This window comes from Streptomyces sp. rh34 (assembly GCF_002551245.1).
Taxonomy (GTDB): domain Bacteria; phylum Actinomycetota; class Actinomycetes; order Streptomycetales; family Streptomycetaceae; genus Streptomyces.
Genome location: NZ_NTGZ01000606.1, coordinates 1 through 456 on the forward strand (window position 1 = coordinate 1; position 456 = coordinate 456).

The window sequence follows — 456 nt, forward strand, 5'->3', positions numbered from 1 at the left end:
GAGCTGGGCCTGGCTCGGGCCACGCCGGCCTCGCTGATGGCCCGCTGGGCGTCCACGGCGGAGGCCCAGCCCGGCGCCTCGGCGCCCCGGGCCGGGGCGGCCGCCCCGGCCCGCTCGGAGCTGGACAGCGCCAACTCCGGGCGCACCCTCAGCGCGGGCCCGCGCGTCGGCCCGCAGCGCACCGCGTCCTCCTCCCCCCACCGGGACTCCGGGCGCACGCCGTACCCGGCCGCGGGCGCCCCCGACCCGGACCGCACCCCGTATCCACCGCCGGACGCCCGCGACTCCGGGCGCACGCCGTACCGGGGCCACCGCTCCGACCCCGACCGGCCGCCCTATCCACCTCTGGACACGCATGACTCCGGGCGGACGCCGTATCCGGGCTCCCCGCGTTCCGGCCCGGGGCAGGGGCCCGGGTCCGGGGAGCGCGGCGACGCCGCCGCGCCGGCGTCCGTC

At 82.5% G+C, this 456-nt stretch carries 1 pseudogene; it reads left to right on the forward strand.

Annotated elements, in window-relative coordinates:
* A pseudogene (locus CR470_RS38435) lies at positions 1-456 on the forward strand (FHA domain-containing protein); the annotation flags it as partial.